Raw genomic sequence first — 15,144 nt, forward strand, 5'->3', positions numbered from 1 at the left:
AAAATAGAAAAGCTGCTGCGTTTGAAGGCCCCCATTCTTAGTGACAGCCACTTCCCGGGCTTCTAAACCGGTTAGCATAGGCGGAGACCGTAGAAGTGAGGGACTTTTCTGAAAAATACAATACAAATTATGGCATTAGCATAATCAGCTGAATTATACTCGTCCCAAAGTAGGGGGCGGGGGCAGGCCCTACCGGGTACGACCCCGCACCCTACTGCGTTTTTCACAATCCACTTCGTGACGAGTATAAATAGCCATTCAACAGAAATTCCCAACAAGCCTCACCATTTTAGCATCCTGGGACCAGGCAGCAAAAAGCCAGCCCCGGACGCGGAGCTGGCTTTTTGGCAAAAAATAAGGCCGGATTACAGCGTGAAATTCACGCGGCCGAAATAGTACGCGCCGCTGAAGCCGAACTGGTTGGAGCCGTAGGGGAAGCGGCCCCGGTTGGTGCCGTCCAGGGTGGTGTAGGTCAGGCTCTGCTCGTTATTGTTGGGGTCCTGGTAGAGGCGGTCGGGGTACACGTTGAACAGGTTGTTCACGCCTATGCTCAAGCCGATGTTCTTGATAACCTGGGCGCTGATAGTGAGGTCGGTCACCCATTTGGCCGAAAAAGTCTGGTCGATGTAGGAGCGGGTGGGGTCGGCGTCTTTGGTCTGCACCTCGCCGAAGCGCACAGTGCGCAGGTTCAGGCCGAAGATTTTGTAGCCGTAGTCGGCGCTGAGGTTGATTTTGCTGCGGGGCTGGCCGTTTTCGAGGCGAGCGCGCTGGGCGCGGTCAAACAGCGTGTTTTGCAGGCTGGGGTTGTTGTCGATGGTGGCAGAGCTGTTGAAGCTGCGCACCGTGGTTTCGTTGAAGTTGGCGGCGGCCGTCAGGGTCAGGCGGCTATCGGGGCCGAGGGTCAGGCGCTCATTGGCCACAATGTCGATGCCTTGGGTGCGGGTGTTCACGGCATTGGCGAAGAACTGCACGCCCTGCACCGGGTTCTGGCCGGGGCGCGGGTTGGCGGTGAGGATGGCAGCCACGGCCGGGTTGCCGCGGCTGAACTGTGAGCTGAGCACAATGCGGTCGCGGATGTCAATCTGGTAGGCGTCCACCGTCAGGGTGATGGCTTTGAAGAGGCGGGCCGTGAGGCCCAGGCTGTAGTTGGTCGACTTTTCCTGCTTCAGCGAGCCAATGCCGAAGGCTTTGGTAATGGCGTCGTCATTACTGGTAGTCAGCACTTCACGTAGTTCGCCGCTGGTAAACTGGGTGCTGGAGTTGGTGAAGTAGCGCTGCTGGAGCGAGGGGGCCCGGAAGCCGTTGCTGAGCGCGCCGCGCAGCGCCAAGCCATCAAGAATGCTATAGCGGGCGGCCACTTTGCCGCTCACATTGGAGCCAAAATCGGAGTAGCGCTCGGCGCGGCCGGCCACGTCCACCAGCAGCTTGTCGGTGAGGTCGCTTTCTAAATCGACGTAGCCCGACACGTTGTTGCGGCTCTGGTTCAGGGCATCGGTCGGCCGGTAGCCCGCAAAACCCTGCGAGCCGGCGGCGGCGGGGCTGCCGTTCACCTTGCGGTCGCCAAGGATATAGGAGCCTACATCACCGGCATTAATCTGGAAATTATCAACCCGAAACTCGCCACCAAACGCCACGTTCAGCGTGGCCAGCGGGCCCACTTCGCTGAACTTGCGGGTGAAGCCCAGGTTGGTGGTATTCTGCTGAAAAGCCAGCTCGCCGGCGTAGAAGCTGGTGGGGCTGGTACCTACCGGCAGCGAGGCGTTGAGGGTGTTGCTGATGTTGTATTTCAGCGCGTTGCGGCCGTAGGTATTGCTGAGGTCGGCGGCGAAGCCGAATACCTTGCCGCGCAGGCCCACGATGGCCGAGCCGTCGTTCACGGTGCTATTGATGAAGGGAAGGAAGCCATTGGGGTAGATGCTGGCATCGGTTTGGGTAACGGCCGTGGGCAGGCGGTAGAGCGCGCCCGACGAGCCCGTGCGGCGCGTGAGGCCACCCGAGAAATACGCTTCAAGGCCGATGCTGGGGACCAGTGTGTAGGCCGCATTCACAAAGCTGCCGTAGGTGCGGGTATCGGCGCCGCCCACCCGGATGTCGCGGCGATTAAAGCCATTCTGGGCCACCAGGGCATTATCGCGGGCTTTCAGGTCGAGCTTTTGCTGGTCGGTGAGACCGGCGGGGTAGTTACCGCCACTGGTGCCCAGGTAGATGAGCGGGGCCGTATCGAGCCCGCTGCGGTCCACGTAGCTGCGGTTCGAGAACTGGCCGCTCACGTCCACGAAGCCCCGGTGGCCGAGGCCGAAGCCCAGGTTGGCATCGGCCTGAAACAGCTGGCCGTCGCTCTTGGTGGTCTGGCCGGCAGTGCTGCTCACGCTGATGCCGGTGGTGTCGTCCTTCAGCTGAATGTTGATGACGCCGGCAATGGCGTCGGAGCCATACTGGGCCGCCGCGCCATCGCGCAGCACCTCAATCCGCTTGATGGCGGCCGGCGGAATCACGTTCATGTCGGTACCCACCGAGCCGCGCCCGGGCGTGCCGTTGATGTTGACGAGGGCCGAAGTGTGGCGGCGCTTGCCGTTCACGAGCACCAGCACCTGGTCGGGGCCCAGGCCGCGCAGGGTGGCGGGGTCCACGAAATCGGTGCCGTCGGTCACGGTCTGGCGCGTGCTCTGGAACGAGGGCGCGATGTAGGTGAGAATCTGGGTGATGTCGGTCTGGGCGTAAGCCTTGATTTCGCGGGCCGAAATCACGTCCACCGGCGAGGTGGTGAGGATGTTGGAGCGACCCTCGGTGGCGCGCGAGCCGGTGACCACCACTTCGTTCAGCTCGGTCTGGTTGGCGGCGAGGCGAATTTCGAGGGTGGTGCGGCCGTTCAACGGCACGGTTTGCGTGAGCGAGCCCACGGCAGAAAACACCAGCGTGGCGGTGCCGGGCACGTTGTTGAGGCTAAAACGGCCGTCGCCGTCGGTGCTGGTGCCGTTGGAAGTGCCTTGCTGGAGCACGGTCACGCCGGGCTGGGTCTGGCCGGTGGCGTCGAGCACGCGGCCGGTTACGGTGAGGTTCTGGGCCCAGGTGGTGGCGGCGGTCAGCCACAGGAGCAGCGCCACCAGCCCGATGCGGGTAGTTGTGGGGTGTATCATCAGTAAAAAAGAGAGGGAAATAAAACAGGTTTCCGGCAGCCCAGAGAATGGGGTTTAGGCCGGATTAACCCAAAAAAAAGAAAAGCCACGGTGTCGACTGGCGAGAGCCACCCACGAAGCAGCTCTGCCCGGCAAGGCACCCATAAATTTCACAAATAGCATATACCAGAAACACCCAAACGGGTTACGCGACTGGCCCGCCAGCAACGCGGCAGTTGCTACGTTGGAATCAGACACCCGCACTTTTCTGGACTGGCATTCAGCCGGGCAAGGCACTCAGGCACTCCCAGCCAACACCCTATCCTAACAACAACAGCAACAGCATCCTACCACGGCCACGCGCATGAACGCTGGCAAGCTGGCAAGGTTCGGGGAAAAGCTGGGAGAGGCCAGCCGATTGCCCGATAAGGGGGCGGCTGCGAGGAATTGTATCACGAGATAAGCATAAAGTCAGATTGCCGGGCCACGGCAGCGGCCGGAATCGAGTGGGTATAAGCGACGGGCGCGGCAAATGTTTTTCGCATCCGTCTGGTAATTCAAAAATCCTGTCATTCTGAGCTTGCGAAGAACCTTGTCACGGTCGAATAGCCAGGTTCAAATACGTTCCAGCCGTGATAAGGTCCTTCGCAAGCTCAGGATGACAGACGCTAAAAAAACCCGTCATAACCAACTACTAAGGCTGCACTACCGCTCCCACCACTGCGAATTCAGTGGACCGGCGGCTACGTCCATGCGCTGGCCGGGGGCGGGCAGCAGCAGCGGTACTTCGGGCCCGGCGGCTTCGAGCAGGCGTTGCACGGGCTGCCGCCAGGCATGAAAGGCCAAGTTGAACGTGCCCCAGTGCAGCGGCAGCAGCGGGCAGCCGCCCAGCAGCCGGTGGGCCGCGAAGGCGTGGTCGGGGCCCAGGTGGATATCGGCCCACGCGGGGTCGGCAGCGCCGATTTCCAGCATCGTCAAATCGAACGGCCTGTAGGCCTCCCCTATCTGCCGGAAGCCTTCTTCGAAGGGGCCGGAATCGCCGCCAAGAAACACTTTGTGCGTTGGCCCGAGCAGGCACCAGGAGGCCCATAGCGTATTATTGCTGGTGAGGCCCCGACCCGAGAAATGCCGGGCCGGCGTAGCCACCAGCGTAAAATCGTCGCCCAACCGGGCCGATTCCCACCAGCTCAGCTCGGTGATGCTGACGGCGGGTACGCCCCAACGGCGCAGGTGCGCGCCCACACCCAGTGGGCAGAAAAACGGCACGCCCGTGCGGCCCAGCACCCGAATGGCGGCGGGGTCGAGGTGGTCGTAATGGTCGTGCGAGAGGACGACGGCGTCCAGATTCGGCAGCTTATCCAAAGCCAGCGGCGGGACAAAAAACCGCTTCGGCCCCACCAGCTGCGACGGCGACACCCGCTCGCTCCACACAGGGTCGGCGAGGATGCGGCGGTCATCGATTTCGAACAGCATGCTGCTGTGGCCCAGCTAGGTGGCGCGCAGGGCCGTGGCCGACACGGGGGCCGCCAGGGCAGCAACATCGGCCCGGAAAGGACCAAGGGGCTTTTGGGGCTCCCGCTCAGCCTTTTCACACAACCAGCGCTTGAGGAGCACGCCGTAGCCGGAGGGCGGGCCAACACGCGTGGGCACGGCGTTCTGGTAGATTTTGCCGGTGCGAACGGCTTGCAGGCGGGCGGAGGCTACTGGTTTCATCGCGAGCACAGACGAAGCAGCGGCCGCAATGTTTGATGAAGGACCGGAAAGCTGTGCTAAAGGTGGGAGCCCCGAACGTGCTTTCCCAGAGTCGTTGCGCCGGTCTGACCGCCTAGGGCGGTCAGACCGGCGCAACGACTCTGGGAAAGCACGGCCTGAAGATTCTGCCTTTACGGGCGAGGCTAAAAATCGGCTTTTATGCCCAGCGCCAAGGTCAGCAGCTGGCCGAAGCCCAGGCCGCCGTTGCGGTTATTGAGGTAGCTAGCAAGGTACAAATCGTTACTACCCAGCTCATAATACAGGGATATTTTGCGCGGCTGGCCGGTGGCCGCCACGGGCGGGGCCAGAAACGTGACGCGGCTGCCCAGCAGCGGCCCATAGCGGGTATCGGTCGAAAACCAGTAGTAGTCGCTGGCGTACTGGCCCTTCAGCTCGTCGTTGATGGTGCCGTGGGTGTAGCTAAAATACGCGCCCACGGTGAGGGGCACCACCTGGAATTTATCGCCCACCGGCAAGTGGAAGGGCGAATACATGAACTTCAGCGAAGCCAGGCTCAGCGTGGAGCCGGCGTAATACTTTGGCACGTAGCCGATAAGAATATCAGTTTCGAGATGGGTTTTTGAGAATTCGTAGCCGGCCCCGGCGGCTACCATGCCCAGGCCGCCACCGGTTTGCAAGGCCAGGTGGGCGGGGCGGTACCAGGGCCGCTCGACGCGACGGGCAGCGGGGGGAATACGGACGGCGGCGGTATCGGGCGGGGTGGCGAAGGCCGGAACACCAGCAACCAGCAAAAGGGCGGAGAACAGGAGCTCTTTCATTAGAACTTGACGCGTTTGATGCGAAACTGCTTGTCGCCCCACACGGTGACCACCAGGTAGCGCCGTTCCGAAAAAGCGTCGGAATTAACGTAGGTTACGCCGTCGTTATAAGGCTGCGTGATGCTGTAGGAATGGTTGTGGCCGTTCATCTCGAACACCAGGTTCGGGGCTTCGTGCAGGGCCTGCACGTAGGGCGTGCGCAGGGCGGGGTCGAAGTCGTCGTTGGTAGGCGGTACGTGCGAAATCACCACCTGCCGCCGGGCGCCGTCGAAATTGGCCAGCTGGGGTTTCAGCCAGGCCATGTCGGGGGCGGTACCGTCGAAATTATATTCGCGGCCGTTGGTGTCCACCATGATGAACTTGGTGTTGCCATACACAAACGAGTAGTTGAAGGCCCCGAAAATGTGCTGGTAGGTAGGCCGGCCATTGCCCACCAAATCATGGTTGCCGATAACCGTGACGTAGGGCACCGTGAGGCGGCGCAGCTTTTCATCCATCCACTGCATTTCGCGGGCTAGGCCGAAATCGGAAATATCGCCGGCAAGCACCAGGAAGGAGATGCCGGGCTGCTGGTTCACGCTGGCCACCAGGGCCTCGGCCTCGTCGTAAAACTGCTGCGAGTCGCCGGTGAAGATGAAGCGCAGCGAATCGCCGGGCGCGAGGGGCCGGGCTTGCAGCTTGGCCAGGTTCTTTTCGGTGAGGTTGGTGAATTCTTCGGGGACGCGGTGGTCGTTGGGGCTGAACTCAATGAGGTTACAGCCGGCTAATCCCAGCAGTGCGATGCCGGGCAGCACGTGCCTCCAGCGGCGCAGATTAGGAAGGAAAAGCATAATGATAAAACCGGCCCAGGACCGACCAATAAAAACAGAATTAACACATAATCCTCTTTAAACTGATTCTTCCGGGTAAGGGTTGGAAATTAATTCACTTTTAACCTTTGCCTGCCCGATTCCTGCACTGCGGCGGCGGCGCGGGCGAACAGGCCGCACCCTCCACGCCCGCGCCGATGGTGGACGAGTAGCCCAGCGCCAGAAACGACTCGCCAGACACTTTTGCTTTTGCGCCGGTAGCGGCGGCCGGGAGCTGCACGGCGCAGCCGCTGCAGCAAAAAATCAGAAACAACAGCAGCGGGTGCAGCGACATCATGAGTAGTTTGGCAGTAGGCGGCACACGTACGCCGCGCCGCCGGCTGCAGATTGCCCCCGCCCGGTGCCAGCCCGCTTTCCCCTACCCCATCACGGCCACCATGCGCAGGGTTAGGCAGGGCCAGGGCCGCATCGCCGGCTACCTGAGCCTGCTCCCGGGCCTCTGGTGCGCTCAGGCCTTTGGTGAACAGCTGCCACGCATCGGCCGGGGCCAGCGCGACGATGGCGGCCGGGGTGGCGCCCCCGGGCGGCTGCAGCTGCCAGCCTCCAGCCGTGCGGGCCAGCTCCCTCCCAGTGCCCACCCGCATTGCCCGTGACGACCACTCGGACCAGCGTGCCCACCGGCGCAGCTACTGCCCGGTACGCGTGCGGCAAACCCCGCATCATTGTCTCAATAAATGGCTGAAAAAAATGCCGGTTGCATCAGCGGCGCGGTCTGGCCCACAGCGGTGCTGATTGAGCTGCTGGCGGTGCCATTTCTCGGTGTAGTCGCAGGCCATGTGGAACCAGTTCAGCGACGCGCTTTCGCCGGCCCAGGCTACCGCAAAAGCGGCCGGGGCCCACGGGTCAAGCGTGTTCAGATAGGCCGTGTATTCGCAACCCGACTGCGCCAGCAGCTCAATCAGCGCCGCCGGACTGAGGCGGCGGGCGGCTCGCACCCAGTCGGCGTTCAGCCGGTTGAGGTAGGCCACAATGCCGGCGTAGCTGGTATCAGCCGGGGCTTCGCCAAAATGGCCGTCGCGCAACATGGAGAACGTGCGCAGGTTGCCATCGAGCAAGTGCGCGGCTACGTCCTGCACCGTCCACTCGCGGGCCAGAGTAGGGCGCTGCCAGTCGGCGGGCGTCAGACTTGGCAGCAGCTCCAGCAGCAGGCGGTCCAGCTCCGGGAAGAGCGGCAGGGTGATGATTGGGGATGGTGGGCGGCATGACAGGCAGGAGCAAGCAAAAAAAGAGAACGTCATACTGAGCGCAGCCGAGGCATCTCGCGTGCAATAGTAAATCCAATCGCAAGAAAAGAATTACTACTACACGCGAGATGCCTCGGCTACGCTCGGCATGACGTGCTTGTTTTGTCCAAATTACCCGATGGCCTGGGCCAGGTCCGCAATCAAGTTCTCGGCTTCTACGATGCATATGCTCAAGCGGATGAGCGGACGCAAGACACAAGCGTTTAAATAGTCATTCACCAAGGCATTTTCAGCGCGTCCTGCCATTTGGTAAACGCCCCGAACGGCACTTTGGCCCGGCCGTAGCTCAGGGTACCGCCGGGAATGGCATGGGCAGCACCATCCAGCTGTCGGAAAGCCGTTTTCGCCGGGGCATCGTTCAGGCCAAAATTCAGAGCTGGAAACGCGGTAAAATTCCTGCCGCCTGGCCCACCCATGAGGTAAACGCCCGTGAGCCTCCACCCAGCGGCCGTGCGCACGGCCCGGATTTTCATCTGTTCGGCCAGCAGCTCGCCCTCCGCCAGCACCCGGGTCGTGAGCAGGCCGCGCACCGGGTCCAGCGTGTCCGGCACGAAGCCGTTGTTTACCAGATACGTGCGCAAACCGACCAGCACCGAATCGGGCCGGGCGGCAGTTTGCACCAGTATCAGGTTGGCCCGGCTGGTGGGCCCGGCGGGGGCTGGGGCGGGCTGCTGGGCCGCCGCTGGCAGCGCCAGCCCCAGCAGCCCACACAGGGCGGCCGCAATTGAAAAATTCCGCATTACCCGATGGCCTGGGCCAAATCGGCAATCAAATCCTCGGCATCCTCGATGCCCACGCTCAGGCGGATGAGCGAGTCGCTGAGGCCCGACTTGCGGCGCTGCTCGGCCGGAATACTAGCGTGCGTCATGGTGGCGGGGTGGCCGCTCAGGCTTTCCACGCCGCCCAGGCTTTCGGCCAAGGTGAAGTACTGGAATTTCTCGAGCACGGCGATGGCATCCTCCTGCTTATCACCCTTCAGGATGAAAGAAAGCATGCCACCGAAATCGCGCATTTGCTTGGCAGCGATGGCGTGGTTGGGATGGTTTTCGAAGCCGGGCCAGTACACTTTCTCCACTTTGGGGTGCTGGCGCAGGTACTCGGCCACGGCGCGGCCGTTTTCGCAGTGCCGCTGCATGCGGATGTGCAGGGTTTTGAGGCCGCGCAGCACCAGGAAGCAGTCCTGGGGGCCGGGCGTGCCACCGCAGGCATTCTGATAGAAGCTCAGGCGCTCGTGCAGCTCGTCGTCGTTCACCACCAGCGCACCCATCACGGTATCGGAGTGGCCGGCCATGTATTTGGTCAGCGAGTACATCACGATATCGGCCCCGAGGTCCATCGGGGTTTGCAGGTAGGGCGTGCTGAAGGTGTTATCCACGGCCAGCAGCGCACCGCACTCCTTGGCCACGGCCGAGGCAGCGGCGATGTCGATGATGTTGAGCAGCGGGTTCGTGGGCGTTTCCACCCAAATCAGCTTGGTTTTTTCGCTCACCACGGCCTTCACGGCTTCCATATCATGCATGGGCACGAAGTGGAATTTGATGCCATAAGGCTCGTACACTTTGGTGAAGAGACGGTAGCTGCCACCGTACAGGTCATTGGTCGAAATGACTTCGTCGCCGGGTTTCAGCAGCTTCATCACGCAGTCGATGGCGGCCATGCCGGAGGCGAAGGCGATGCCGTGCTTGCCGTTATCGAGGGCGGCCACGGCGGCCTGCAGCTGCGAGCGAGTGGGGTTGTGGGTACGCGAGTACTCGAAGCCCATATTTTTGCCGGGCGAGGACTGCACGTAGGTCGAAGTCTGGTAGATGGGCGTCATGATGGCGCCGGTGGCGGGGTCCGGGTGCACGCCGGCGTGAATGGCTTTGGTGGCGAATTTCATGGGTGGGCTGTAGAAGTTGAGCGGCCGGATGGGCCGCCGGCAAAGGTCGGCGATTAATCGGAAACGGCCCCGGTTGCCGGCTCGACGGCCGTGCCTATCTTACCTGCTGATTTTTTCAATTCCTTTCATTCCCCCCTTTTCCCCTGCTCCTACATGAAGCATTTTCTACTCGCGCTGGCTACCTAGGGCTACCACTGGTGGCCCAGGCTACGCCCAAACCACTGCTCACGGCCGCCGACTCGACCGCCCGCCGCACCTTCTACATCGATTCGCTGAACCACGCCCTGCACTACCAGCAGGGCCACGTCACGCTGCCCGGCGGCATCAGCGAGATTGAGGTGCCCAGCGGTTTTCGCTACCTCGACTCGGCCCAGAGCCGCACGGTACTCACCCGCTACTGGCACAACCCCGACGGCGGCTCGCTGGGCATGCTGTTTCCCAGCAAGCTGAATCCACTGGATGAAAACAGCTGGGCCTACGTCATCGAATATGACCCCTCGGGCCATGTGAAGGACGACGATGCCGACGACATCAACTACGACGACTTGCTGAAGGAAATGCGCGACGATATGGTGGATGCCAACAAGGAGCGCACCGCCGCCGGCTACGAGCCCGTGGCGCTGGTGGGCTGGGCCTCTTCGCCCTACTACGACAAAACCACGCACACCCTGCACTGGGCCAAAACCCTGAACTTCGGCAACAGCCCCAATAACACGCTGAACTACAACTTGCGCGTGCTCGGCCGCAAGGGTGTGCTCATTCTGAATGCCGTGGGCTCCGAGCAACAGCTGGCCGACATCAAGGCCAGCATTCCGGGCCTACTCAGCGCCGTGAGCTTCGCCAAGGGCCAGCAGTACACCGACTTCAAAGCCGGCCTCGACGAGGTGGCCGCCTACGGCATCGGCGGACTGATTGCGGGCAAAGTGCTGGCCAAAGTGGGCCTGTTTGCCGTGATACTGAAGTTCTGGAAGCTGGGCCTGCTGGCGCTCAGCGGGGCCTGGGCGGGCACCAAGCGCTTTTTCACCGGCAAAAAGCTGGCCCCCGCCGGCGGCCCCACCCCCGACGACGAGCCCACCGAAGAAACCCCCGAGGCGTAAATATTTCGTCGCTCCCCCGCTTTCCACCGTACTTGCAGGCCGAAGCCCCGCTGCCAACTGGCGGGGTTTCGGCCTTCCTTATGTTCCGACTGCTGCGCGAGCTTTTCCAGAAAAACTTCTCCACGTTCTTCACCATGTTCCTGCTGGTGGCCGTGCCCCTGCTGGGTTCGGCCTCGCTGCTAACGCTGCTCTACGAAAAGCAGGATTTGCTGGAGCACCTCAGCGCCGGCCAGGTCGTGCTGTATTTCGTGGTTATTGCCTTCACCATGGCCTTTGCCCTCACGCCTACCACGTTCGTGGCCATCATCACGGGCTACTATTTCGGGTGGGCGGGGCTGCCGGGCATGGTGCTGGCCTACGCGCTGGCGGCCGCCATCGGCTACGAGCTGGCCAAGCGGCTCGACCACGGCAAGCTGCGCCACTTCCTGCATCTGTTTCCCAAGGCCGAGGCCGTGCTGGGCGAGCTGCAAAACCAGAGCTGGCAGCTCATCCTGCTCACGCGCCTCTCGCCCGTGCTGCCGTTTGCCCTCATGACGTTTGTGCTGGCCATTGTGGGCGTGCCGCGCAAGCGCTTCCTGGCCGCTTCGGTGCTGGGCATGCTGCCGCGCAGCCTGTTCTTCTACTGGCTGGGCACGGAAGCCTCCGACGTGCTGGCCCTGCTGAAGGACCCCGACGAAGGCACCCTCAGCAAACTGGTGCTGGTGGGGCTGGTGGCGGCCTCGCTATTCGGCCTCTATTTTGTCTTCAACCAAGCCCTGAATCGGGTATTGCGCCAAGGCGGCACCGGAAATCAGTAAAAATCTCCAGCTGATTATTAGTCACTTGCTGCCATCTGCACATTTTTATTGAGGAAAAATGGGCGCGTGGTTTGCACAGGCGCTTTTTATCCTCTTACCTTTGTGCTCCCAACACGGGAAAAGGGTTGTGTAGCTCAATTGGATAGAGCATCTGACTACGAATCAGAAGGTTTAAGGTTCGACTCCTTACACGACCACTATTAGACCCTGCAACCAGCTAATTATTAGCAAGTTGCAGGGTCTTTTTCTTTCTGCGGGACGGCTCACGGGACAAAACTTTGTTGATGCTCAACGAAGAGCAATTTTCAGGGCCTGGCTTACGCAGCCTCGAAAAGTTGTTTTGATGAAGTTGCTACATTTGATGAGATTGTCGGCTGGAGCAGGCAATTTTTCCAATAACAACATCTTCTAGCGTGAACCATCTCTACCCCCGCGCCATTCGGGCGCTCTGTTCTGCCTTGCTACTCGCCCCATCTGGGGTAGCCTTTGCCCAGGCTCCTACCATTTCGACCATCGTACCGATGGCCAACGCTAAGGCAGCATCACGCACCGCCCCACTCACCGTTACTTTTACCCAGCCACTGACAGCGGCCTCGGCTGGAGCGTTGAAAGTATTCAGCAACCAGCGTGGCGGGCTGCGTTCGCGTGGCGCTACACCAGCTGTAGTAAATGGGAGTAACCTCAGCTTCGCACCGACGCCTTATGATTTCCGGCCAGGCGAAACGGTGCAATTTACCGTGTCTACTCTTGCGACGAGCAACGGAGGCTCCTTGGCGAGGGCGCTAGTTGGGCAGTTTACTACAGCGGTGGGTGGTACGGGCACGGGCTCTTTTGTGGCAGGCTTTCGGGGGACAGATGCCTCACTTAATTCTATCCGCAACGTGAAGGTTGGCGACATGGATGGCGATGGTGACCTAGACATCGTCACCGCCAATTTTGAAGGCAGAACCGTAGACGTACGACTCAATAACGGAACCGGCACATTTGGAAGCCCCCTGCGCACATCTGTTGGGTTTAACCCTAGCAGTGTGGCCGTGGGTGACATAAATGGCGACGGTAGCTTGGACGCCGTAGCTGGTAACCTCTTTTTCAATCAGTCGAGCGTATTGCTGAACGTTGGGGCTGGTACGTTTACTAACGCACAAACCATCCAAGCAGGCGGTTCTGACGTTCAACGGCTCGTACTTGGCGATGTGGACGGCGATGGTGATTTGGACCTGCTCACGGTCAGCGCGAATAGTTTGGCGAGCGTGCAGCTCAACAATGGCACTGGTACGTTCGGGGCCCCTACCAGTGTACTGGTGGGCAACCAGCCAGCGGACATTGTTATGGGCGATGTGGACGGCGATGGCGACTTGGACCTGCTTGTAGCCAACGCAAGCAGGAACGGACCGGGCACGATAAGCATCAGGCTGAACAACGGCTCGGGCACATTCAGCGGAACTCAGGATTTATCCGTGGGAAGTGGCCCCGGCCAAGTGGCGATAAGTGACGTGGACGGTGATGGCGACTTAGACATTCTGGCAGCTAATTCTTATTCCTCAAACGTAAGTGTGCGTCTTAATGACGGCACAGGCACGTTCAGCGGCAACCAGGATGTGAGTGGAATTAACGCATTTAGTTTAGCAGTGGGCGACGTAGACGCCGATGGCGACGCCGACCTTCTTTCCGGCTTCGGCAGCAACTTGAGCATCCGTTTAAACAACGGCAGCGGCCTCTTTGGAGGCTCCCAAAACATGACCCTTGCCGGAGGCATTGGCAATGGCAACCTACTCCTTGCTGACTTAGACGGCGACAGCGACCTAGATTTTTTGACCGTCAATGCTGCCTCTAACGCCACAATTAACGTGTATTTGAATGGCGGCACGGGCCCGCTATCCAGCTCTCCGAACAGCTCAGCCACTGAGCTGGACCTATTCCCCAACCCTACCCATGGTACTGCTAGAATAACCGGGGGTGCCCCGAACACCACAATCACCGTGCTTGACGGGTTGGGCCGAGAAGTGCTTATCACCAAGTCCAACGCCCAAGGCGCGGCCCACCTAGTCTTACCAGCCGGGTTACCGGCAGGGGTGTACTTGGTGCGCACTGGCGGGCAGGTGCGCCGCCTATTCGTGGAGTAAAGGCGGACTAGTGGTTCAAAAACTTTAATTGGTCGTATCGGATTAAGGATGACTAAGTCCTTCGTTATGACCCTTTATCGCCTTTACCTGACCGCCGACGAACGCCAGACCCTAGAGGGGTGGCAGAAGAAGTATAAAGCCCATTCGGCTAAACTTCGGGACATTCAAATTTTGTTGAACAGCGACGAGCAGACCGGGCGCCGCCCGGCCCTGGAACTGGCTGCCGTGCTGGGTATCTGCACCCGCACGGTGGAATGGGTACGCCGTCAGTTCTGCGAGGAAGGCCTGAAGATGTTCGAGCCGAAAGTACGTAAAACGCGCTCTGACAAAAAGATAGACGGTCGGGTAGAAACCCATCTGACGGTCTTGCTCTGCCAAAGCCCCCCCGACGACCACCCGCGCTGGCAGTTGGGGATGCTGGCCAACCGGCTGGTGGAGTTGCAGGTGGTCGAGCATATTTCGACCACAATGGTGGCGCGGCTGCTAAAAAAAACGAACTTAAGCCTTTTCAGGGCCCCACGCAGTGGGTGATTCCGGCCGAAGAGAACGCAGCCTTTGTGTGCCAGATGGAGCAGGTGCTCGACGTGTACGAGCAGCCCTACGACGCGGATTTTCCCGTTGTGTGCCTGGACGAATCGCCTAAACAACTACTCGATTACCAAGAATTTACTGCTTCCAACGGGCAGCCACACCGCGATTCGGAATACGTGCGCCGGGGCGTGGTGGAGTTGTTCGTCGCCACCGAACCGTTGCGCGGTTGGCGCGAGTTGACCGTGGAGAACGACCACAAAGCCGCCACGTGGGTGCAGTTTGTGGCCCGGCTAATGGACACGACCTACCGGGAAGCGAAAAAAGTGCGCTGGGTGATGGACAACCTGAGTACGCACCGAATCAGCAACTTCTACGCCCACTTCCCACCGGAAGTCGCCCGGGCCTATGTGCAGCGGATGGAAATCATTTACCCCCCCGTCCACGGGTCGTGGCTGAATATGGCCGAAATTGAATTCTCCGTCCTCACGCGCCAAGTGCTTGACCGCTCCTTTTCGAGCAAAGAAGCCGTGCAGGCGGTCGTCAAACGGTGGAAAAACAAGCAAAATGCCAACCTAAAACCGCGCAACTGGCAATTCAAAACCGCTGATGCCCGCATTAAATTAAACCGATTATACCCGACTATTTAATGTTTTTTGACCACTAGTTGTAAATTCAGTAGCTGATAGATACGCCATACACGCTTGTGATTGACCACGACCCGCAGCTTGCGCAGGCGGTAGTAGTATTTCCAAAAGCCCCAGCCGCCGTGCCGCTGCACCAGTGCCCGCAGCCGGGCAACGAGTTCGGCATCGGCGGGCTGGAGTCCCCCACGGCCCCCGCCCGGTGGCGGGGCGTAGCTGTTGCGGGCCAGGCCCACGAGTGCACACGCCTGGCGCTGGCTCAGCCCCCGCCCACAGGCGTAATGGGCCACGGCGCGCCGGGCCGTGGGGGTGACTA

16 protein-coding genes, 1 tRNA gene and 1 pseudogene are annotated in these 15,144 nt (G+C 60.7%); 8 read left to right on the forward strand and 10 right to left on the reverse strand.

The annotated features are described in order from the left end of the window. Positions 1–365: 365 nt before the first annotated feature. The 6 genes from KQ659_RS16165 to KQ659_RS16190 all read right to left on the reverse strand — a co-directional run bounded on the left by KQ659_RS16165 (position 366) and on the right by KQ659_RS16190 (position 6,793). Positions 366–3,137, reverse strand: a complete 2,772-nt coding sequence (locus tag KQ659_RS16165; RefSeq protein ID WP_216688219.1) for a TonB-dependent receptor — start codon at positions 3,135–3,137, stop codon at positions 366–368. Positions 3,138–3,821: 684 nt separating this feature from the next. Continuing rightward, positions 3,822–4,604, reverse strand: coding sequence for an MBL fold metallo-hydrolase (locus KQ659_RS16170; protein WP_262905602.1), 783 nt, complete (start codon positions 4,602–4,604; stop codon positions 3,822–3,824). Next, positions 4,605–4,829, reverse strand: a complete 225-nt coding sequence (locus KQ659_RS16175) for a hypothetical protein (protein ID WP_216680118.1) — start codon at positions 4,827–4,829, stop codon at positions 4,605–4,607. It lies immediately after the preceding gene. A gap of 182 nt (positions 4,830–5,011) precedes the next feature. Then, positions 5,012–5,647, reverse strand: a complete 636-nt coding sequence (locus KQ659_RS16180) for a hypothetical protein (protein ID WP_216680117.1) — start codon at positions 5,645–5,647, stop codon at positions 5,012–5,014. Continuing rightward, on the reverse strand, positions 5,647–6,477 hold the full coding sequence (locus KQ659_RS16185; protein WP_216688217.1) for a metallophosphoesterase family protein: 831 nt from the start codon (positions 6,475–6,477) through the stop codon (positions 5,647–5,649). Before KQ659_RS16185 ends, KQ659_RS16180 begins: the two co-directional genes overlap by 1 nt. A 100-nt stretch (positions 6,478–6,577) precedes the next feature. Beyond that, positions 6,578–6,793, reverse strand: coding sequence for a hypothetical protein (locus KQ659_RS16190; RefSeq protein ID WP_216680115.1), 216 nt, complete (start codon positions 6,791–6,793; stop codon positions 6,578–6,580). Between KQ659_RS16190 and KQ659_RS16195 the strand changes: the two genes are divergently transcribed. Beyond that, positions 6,792–7,109, forward strand: a complete 318-nt coding sequence (locus KQ659_RS16195) for a hypothetical protein (protein WP_216688216.1) — start codon at positions 6,792–6,794, stop codon at positions 7,107–7,109. The genes KQ659_RS16190 and KQ659_RS16195 overlap by 2 nt on opposite strands. A gap of 66 nt (positions 7,110–7,175) precedes the next feature. Here the strand turns inward: KQ659_RS16195 and KQ659_RS16200 are convergent, their stop codons facing one another. From KQ659_RS16200 to KQ659_RS16210, 3 genes are all read right to left on the reverse strand, one after another. Further along, entirely contained in the window at positions 7,176–7,754 is a 579-nt protein-coding gene (locus KQ659_RS16200; RefSeq protein ID WP_216688215.1) for a maleylpyruvate isomerase N-terminal domain-containing protein, read from the reverse strand. Between the two features lie 221 nt (positions 7,755–7,975). Then, positions 7,976–8,500, reverse strand: a complete 525-nt coding sequence (locus KQ659_RS16205) for a hypothetical protein (protein ID WP_216688214.1) — start codon at positions 8,498–8,500, stop codon at positions 7,976–7,978. Continuing rightward, positions 8,500–9,639, reverse strand: a complete 1,140-nt coding sequence (locus KQ659_RS16210) for a cystathionine gamma-synthase (RefSeq protein ID WP_216680111.1) — start codon at positions 9,637–9,639, stop codon at positions 8,500–8,502. The genes KQ659_RS16205 and KQ659_RS16210 overlap by 1 nt, the downstream gene beginning before the upstream one ends. 197 nt (positions 9,640–9,836) lie before the next feature. Here KQ659_RS16210 and KQ659_RS16215 point away from each other — a divergent pair, with 197 nt between their 5' ends. The 7 genes and pseudogenes from KQ659_RS16215 (at position 9,837) to KQ659_RS16245 (ending at position 14,834) form a co-directional block, all read left to right on the forward strand. Further along, complete coding sequence (locus KQ659_RS16215; protein ID WP_216688213.1) at positions 9,837–10,736, forward strand: DUF2167 domain-containing protein; 900 nt, start codon at positions 9,837–9,839, stop codon at positions 10,734–10,736. Positions 10,737–10,816: 80 nt separating this feature from the next. After that, positions 10,817–11,533 carry a TVP38/TMEM64 family protein gene (locus KQ659_RS16220; protein ID WP_216680109.1) on the forward strand — a complete coding sequence of 239 codons (717 nt, stop codon included), beginning with the start codon at positions 10,817–10,819 and terminating at the stop codon, positions 11,531–11,533. A gap of 123 nt (positions 11,534–11,656) precedes the next feature. Then, positions 11,657–11,730, forward strand: a tRNA-Arg gene (locus KQ659_RS16225). 216 nt (positions 11,731–11,946) lie between these two features. Next, a pseudogene (locus tag KQ659_RS22155) lies at positions 11,947–12,324 on the forward strand (Ig-like domain-containing protein); the annotation flags it as partial. A gap of 90 nt (positions 12,325–12,414) precedes the next feature. Continuing rightward, positions 12,415–13,656 carry an FG-GAP-like repeat-containing protein gene (locus KQ659_RS16235; protein WP_226915914.1) on the forward strand — a complete coding sequence of 414 codons (1,242 nt, stop codon included), beginning with the start codon at positions 12,415–12,417 and terminating at the stop codon, positions 13,654–13,656. Between the two features lie 66 nt (positions 13,657–13,722). Further along, positions 13,723–14,187, forward strand: coding sequence for a helix-turn-helix domain-containing protein (locus tag KQ659_RS16240; RefSeq protein WP_216688212.1), 465 nt, complete (start codon positions 13,723–13,725; stop codon positions 14,185–14,187). After that, on the forward strand, positions 14,184–14,834 hold the full coding sequence (locus KQ659_RS16245) for an IS630 family transposase (RefSeq protein WP_216680106.1): 651 nt from the start codon (positions 14,184–14,186) through the stop codon (positions 14,832–14,834). Before KQ659_RS16240 ends, KQ659_RS16245 begins: the two co-directional genes overlap by 4 nt. On the opposite strand, the gene KQ659_RS16250 is transcribed toward KQ659_RS16245, so the two are convergent. Further along, positions 14,831–15,118 (reverse strand): IS3 family transposase, encoded by a 288-nt coding sequence (locus tag KQ659_RS16250; protein WP_216680105.1) that lies wholly within the window; start codon positions 15,116–15,118, stop codon positions 14,831–14,833. The two genes, KQ659_RS16245 and KQ659_RS16250, sit on opposite strands and share 4 nt — an antisense overlap. Positions 15,119–15,144: the final 26 nt, after the last annotated feature.

Source organism: Hymenobacter siberiensis (assembly GCF_018967865.2).
Lineage (GTDB): Bacteria > Bacteroidota > Bacteroidia > Cytophagales > Hymenobacteraceae > Hymenobacter > Hymenobacter siberiensis.

Bases quoted from the DNA above. Each gene is read 5' to 3' on its own strand.
- KQ659_RS16165 (WP_216688219.1), bottom strand. From the start codon at position 3,137: ATGATACACCCCACAACTACCCGCATCGGGCTGGTGGCGCTGCTCCTG.
- KQ659_RS16175 (WP_216680118.1), bottom strand. From the start codon at position 4,829: ATGAAACCAGTAGCCTCCGCCCGCCTGCAAGCCGTTCGCACCGGCAAA.
- KQ659_RS16180 (WP_216680117.1), bottom strand. From the start codon at position 5,647: ATGAAAGAGCTCCTGTTCTCCGCCCTTTTGCTGGTTGCTGGTGTTCCG.
- KQ659_RS16185 (WP_216688217.1), bottom strand. From the start codon at position 6,477: ATGCTTTTCCTTCCTAATCTGCGCCGCTGGAGGCACGTGCTGCCCGGC.
- KQ659_RS16195 (WP_216688216.1), top strand. From the start codon at position 6,792: ATGAGTAGTTTGGCAGTAGGCGGCACACGTACGCCGCGCCGCCGGCTG.
- KQ659_RS16190 (WP_216680115.1), bottom strand. From the start codon at position 6,793: ATGATGTCGCTGCACCCGCTGCTGTTGTTTCTGATTTTTTGCTGCAGC.
- KQ659_RS16200 (WP_216688215.1), bottom strand. From the start codon at position 7,754: ATGACGTTCTCTTTTTTTGCTTGCTCCTGCCTGTCATGCCGCCCACCA.
- KQ659_RS16205 (WP_216688214.1), bottom strand. From the start codon at position 8,500: ATGCGGAATTTTTCAATTGCGGCCGCCCTGTGTGGGCTGCTGGGGCTG.
- KQ659_RS16210 (WP_216680111.1), bottom strand. From the start codon at position 9,639: ATGAAATTCGCCACCAAAGCCATTCACGCCGGCGTGCACCCGGACCCC.
- KQ659_RS16220 (WP_216680109.1), top strand. From the start codon at position 10,817: ATGTTCCGACTGCTGCGCGAGCTTTTCCAGAAAAACTTCTCCACGTTC.
- KQ659_RS16240 (WP_216688212.1), top strand. From the start codon at position 13,723: ATGACCCTTTATCGCCTTTACCTGACCGCCGACGAACGCCAGACCCTA.